Origin of the sequence: Ensifer sp. ZNC0028 (assembly GCF_000799055.1) — a bacterium.
In the GTDB taxonomy this organism is placed as follows: domain Bacteria; phylum Pseudomonadota; class Alphaproteobacteria; order Rhizobiales; family Rhizobiaceae; genus Ensifer.
The window spans coordinates 1-4497 of record NZ_JTLA01000190.1; the positions used below are offsets into that span (position 1 = coordinate 1).

The following is a 4497-nucleotide window of genomic DNA, read 5'->3' on the forward strand; positions in this document are numbered from 1 at the left end:
CCCGGCGTCGCGCGGCGGACGGCCGCCTTGATGTCGGCCGTGTCGCAGGCCGGAGTCCACTCCGCCTGCCCCTGCCGCCAGACCAGCACATCCGGTGAAAGCTCGTCTCGCGCGATCATCGCCAACAGTCTGTTGTCGCTGACGGGCCCGTGTCGCTCCGACCCGATCGTATAATGCCACGCTGCCATTTCACCCCCGAGACGCGCCCAAGAACGCGCGGAACGCTCCCGAACGCTAGGTTGCACGCAAGCTGGCAGCAACTGTCGCGGCCAAGCTTTCCACAACTGGGACAAGCCGTGAACATTTGCAAGCACTGCTTGCGGGAATCCTCATGACAGAACTTGGAATTTTCCGTTTAAGCGCTACACTTTAGAAGAGAGTGCTGGACCGGACCGGCAACGATCGTCCAAGGCGTTTCCGCCTGACGCTCGGCGCCATGCAGGCCTGGCCCAGCCATGTGAGGATCGTCGACATGAAACACGCTTTTGCCGCCCTCTCCGTCGTGCTGCTTCTCAGCGGCTGCACGGCCTCGACCGGCCCCTCCAACCTCACCTACGGCTACTCGCCGAACCTCCAGCCCATCCCCGGCAGCATCACCTATGGCGGCCAGCCACGCACCAAGCTGAAGAAGGCGCCCGTCGGCAGCATCGTGCCGCACCAGTTCATCGATTCCTACGGCCGCAAGGTCTACGAGACGTATATCATCGAGCCCGACCGTTCGTTGCGCCTCACCAGCCGCCGTTGGGCGCCGGACTTCCTCGGCTTCGACGACTGAGCGAGATCACCTCGCGGATCAGGCATCGCCGCTAAACTGCGCGCGCACCCAATCGCGAAGCACGCGAGTTGCAGGCCGGTCCGCCATGCGCGGACTGTAGACGAGGTCGTAGCGGTCGCTCTCGAGCGTCAGGTCGAAAGGCTGAACGAGGATGCCCGAGGCGAGTTCGTCCGCCACGAGCGTCAGGCTCAGGAGAGCGATGCCTTGCCCCGCAACGGCCGCCTGGACGGCGTGGATCTCATCGGTAAAGGAAAGTTGTGCACTGGCATCGACATCGAGCGCGCCCGCGCGCTCCAGCCATTGCCGCCAGACGGGCGCGCGGTGATCATTGCGGCGTGACGGGCCCCAGTCGAAGTGAATGAGCGTTTCCCGTTTGAGATCAGCCACACTTGCCGGCGCCAGTCTCGGCGCGCAGACCGGGGCAAAACGATCGGCAAACAACGGCTCGGTGACGAGCCCCGGGTAGTGCCCGCCGCCGAAGCGGATCGCGGCGTCCGCATCCGCCTCCAGGTCGATCGTCCTGTTGGAGGCGTCGAGCCGCAAGGTCCAGTCCGGATAGGCCTCACGAAACGACCCGGCGAGCGGCGCCAGCCGCTTGGCAACGAAGGCGACGGTGGAGGTAAGGCGCGCCACCTTGCCCGCCTGCTGGCGGCGTACATCGGCAATCGCCTGTTCGAAACGGTCGAGCCCATCGCGCAGCACCGGAAACAGCGCCTTGCCGGCAGCCGTCAGATGCACCTGCCGCGTCTCACGCTCGAAGAGCTTGACCTCCAGAATCTCCTCCAGCTGTCGGATCTGGTGGCTGACGGCAGTGGCAGAAACGTTCAGTTCCTCGGCCGCCAGCTTGAAGCTCATCCGCCGGGCAGCCGCTTCAAAAACCCTGAGTGCACCGAGCGGCGGCAACTTCCTCATTCCATCCTCATAGATGAATTCACCTCATCCATTGGCTGAGAAATCACTCTTTGTCAGCCCATGCTCGCCCTAGCATATTGAGATCAACAGCCAAGGCAACAGCGCCAAGCTGAGAAAATCTCAAGCATGAAAGGACATCCCATGTCTCTCGAACAGGTCGTCACCCAGCCGGATCCCTATGCGCCCTTCCTGCTTTCCCAGGCGATCAAGGCCAATGGCTTCGTCTTCGTCTCCGGTCAGGCGGCAATCGGCGAAGACGGCAATCTGGTCGGCGTCGGTGATTTCGACCGCCAGGCCGAGCAGGCCTTCCGTAACCTCGACCGGGCGCTGAAGGCCGCGGGATCCGGGCTCGACAAGATCGTCAAGGTCACGATCTTCCTGCGTTCCATGGAAAATTTCGGGAAAATCATCGAGCTGCGCCGCAAGTGGTTTTCAGCCCCCTATCCGGCCGACAGCATCATCGAGGTCTCCTCGCTCTATTCACCGGACGCGCTGATCGAGATCGAAGCGATCGCGCTCGATGGAGGCAAGTGACATGAACGCACCATTTGGCATCGCGTCCCCCGCCTTTACCGGCACCTTGCTCAAGGGGCTTGATTTCGCCAATCGCCTCTCGGTCGCGCCGATGACCCGCATCAGCGCCTCGGCCGCGGGGGTACCCGGCGAACGCATGCGGCGCTATTACCAGCGCTTCGCCCGCGGCGGTTTCAGCCTGATCACGACCGAGGGCATCTACACCGACAAGGCCTACTCCCAGACCTATAAGGACCAGCCCGGCCTGACCGACCAGGAACAGGCCCTCGCCTGGCGGCCCATCGTCGAGGCGGTCCATGCGGAAGGCGGGCGCATCTTCGCGCAACTCATGCACGGCGGCGCGCTGGCACAGGGCAATCCGCACCGGCCCGAGACAGTAGGCCCTTCCGCCGTGCGCCCGAAGGGCAGCCAGATGACCGGCTATCACGGCGACGGACCCTATGCCCTGCCGCGCGAGATCAGCGACGCCGAAATCGCCGAAGCGATCGAGGGTTTCGCCAGTGCCGCTCGCCTTGCGATAGAGGTTGCCGGTTTCGACGGCATCGAGATCCACGGCGCCAACGGCTACCTGCTCGACCAGTTCTTCACCGACTTTTCGAACCGGCGGACGGATCGCTGGGGCGGAGATATCGTCAAGCGTCTCGGCCTGTCGCTCGAGGTGCTGAAGGCGGTGCGCGCTGCGATTGGCCCCGAGGTTCCGCTGGGGCTGAGGCTGTCCCAGGGTAAGGTCAACGACTTCCGGCACAAATGGGCAGAACGCGAACAAGGTGCTGCCCGCGTGTTCGCGGCGCTCGCCGAAAGCCCGGCAGACTTCGTGCATGTGACAGAGTTTGAAGCCTGGCAGCCGGCCTTTGAGGGTGGCGACGCCTCGCTCGTCGCGCTGGCCCACCGCCACGCGCCGCGCCTTTTCCTCATCGCCAACGGCAGCCTGCACGATCTCGCCCGCGCCGAGGAGGTGATGGCAGCCGGTGCCGACATGATCGCGCTCGGCCGCGGTGCGCTCGTCAATCCCGACTGGCCGCGGCTCACCGCCAAACGCAGCGATCTGCGCCCGCTCGAGCTGTCCTTCCTTGCGCCGATCAGCGACATCAAGGACAGCGAACTGGCTCTCTGAAAGCAAAGAAGCGGGCGCGCCTCGCAGGAGGCGCGCCCGTCAACTGCTCCAGCGATGACCGGCTCCAGGCGGTCATTCCGCCGCTACGAAACGATAGGCCGCCCCGTTGCGCTCGGCCCGCCCGATACCCGGATAGGCCCAGTGATAGCCAAGCAGCGCCAGCCGCTCCGATGCCGCCCGGTCGATCAGGGCCTTGCGGGTTTTCAAGGCCATGTCTGCATCCGTGTCGAAACCGAAATGCCAATCGGGATGCTCGAAGAAGACGATGTTGCTGGTGACCGCATCGCCCGTGATCACCAGCCCCTCATGTCCCGCGCCGTCACCGCCGGAAAGGTGAAGCGAGATATGGCCGGGCGTGTGTCCCCGCGTGTCGAGCACCTGCATGCCGCTGACGATTTCGTCGCCGGGTTTGACCAGAGTCAGCCGGTCATTGACCGCGAAGAGATCGCGCTGCGCGCCCTTGGCAAAGCCATGGAGCACCTGCGGCATCGCCTTTTCGAAGTTGGGATCGGTCCAGAACTGCCATTCGCCCTCCGAGACGAAATACTGCGCATTCGGAAAGGTGAGCTTGCCATCGGCGCCAACGGTACCGCCCGCATGATCGGGATGGGCGTGGGTCAGCACCACCTTCGTCACAGCGCTCGGGTCGATGCCGGCTGCGAGCAGGTTGGCGTGAAGCTTGCCGGCACTTTCCTGAAACCGAGTGCCCGAGCCGTCGTCGACCACGATCAGATCGTCGCCGCTGCGAATGACCGGAATGTTGGTGTGAAACGGCGCGCGTTCCGGCGTGCCGCCAAGACGGCGCATGATCTCCGGCCGCTCTTCCGCCGTTGCATCCGGCAGAACGATGCTGACCGGCAGCATGATGAAACCATCGCTGACAACCGAGATATCGAAGCCGCCATGCCGGAAACGCTTGATGTCTGCGGCATGGGCGCCTTTCGGAAGAAGGGCGGCAGCGGCGACCGCACTGGAACCTGCAAGAAATTCACGACGATCGGGGCCGGAAGCATCGGTGGGATTGTGGGAAGAGGTCATGTCTCTGATCCTTGGCTGAAACGTTCGACAAAGGGCGCCGGTGCCGCCTGCGGGGCGGCACCGGCGAACAACCATCAGGCCTTGGCGAAGGCGAGCAGGTCGGCGTTGAGCTGGTCCTTGTGGG

The 4497-nt window shown here is 64.2% G+C and carries 6 protein-coding genes; 3 read left to right on the top strand and 3 right to left on the bottom strand.

The features are described 5' to 3' along the window. Positions 1 to 188, bottom strand: a 188-nt coding sequence (locus L981_RS32240; protein WP_043626632.1) for a DUF4339 domain-containing protein, incomplete at its 3' end; no start/stop codon positions are given. Positions 189 to 472: 284 nt separating this feature from the next. On the opposite strand from L981_RS32240, the gene L981_RS32245 reads away from it, so the two are divergent. Continuing rightward, positions 473 to 775: a hypothetical protein gene (locus tag L981_RS32245; protein WP_043626645.1), complete on the top strand. Its 303-nt coding sequence runs from the start codon at positions 473 to 475 to the stop codon at positions 773 to 775. An 18-nt stretch (positions 776 to 793) separates the two neighbouring features. Here the strand turns inward: L981_RS32245 and L981_RS32250 are convergent, their stop codons facing one another. Then, positions 794 to 1687 (bottom strand): LysR substrate-binding domain-containing protein, encoded by an 894-nt coding sequence (locus tag L981_RS32250; RefSeq protein ID WP_043626635.1) that lies wholly within the window; start codon positions 1685 to 1687, stop codon positions 794 to 796. A 141-nt stretch (positions 1688 to 1828) separates the two neighbouring features. Here L981_RS32250 and L981_RS32255 point away from each other — a divergent pair, with 141 nt between their 5' ends. Both L981_RS32255 and L981_RS32260 read left to right on the top strand, forming a co-directional pair. After that, complete coding sequence (locus L981_RS32255; RefSeq protein WP_043626637.1) at positions 1829 to 2221, top strand: RidA family protein; 393 nt, start codon at positions 1829 to 1831, stop codon at positions 2219 to 2221. A gap of 1 nt (position 2222) precedes the next feature. Further along, complete coding sequence (locus L981_RS32260) at positions 2223 to 3335, top strand: NADH:flavin oxidoreductase (protein ID WP_043626640.1); 1113 nt, start codon at positions 2223 to 2225, stop codon at positions 3333 to 3335. A gap of 72 nt (positions 3336 to 3407) precedes the next feature. Here L981_RS32260 and L981_RS32265 read toward each other — a convergent pair whose 3' ends face one another. Beyond that, positions 3408 to 4373 carry an MBL fold metallo-hydrolase gene (locus tag L981_RS32265; RefSeq protein ID WP_043626643.1) on the bottom strand — a complete coding sequence of 322 codons (966 nt, stop codon included), beginning with the start codon at positions 4371 to 4373 and terminating at the stop codon, positions 3408 to 3410. Positions 4374 to 4497: the final 124 nt, after the last annotated feature.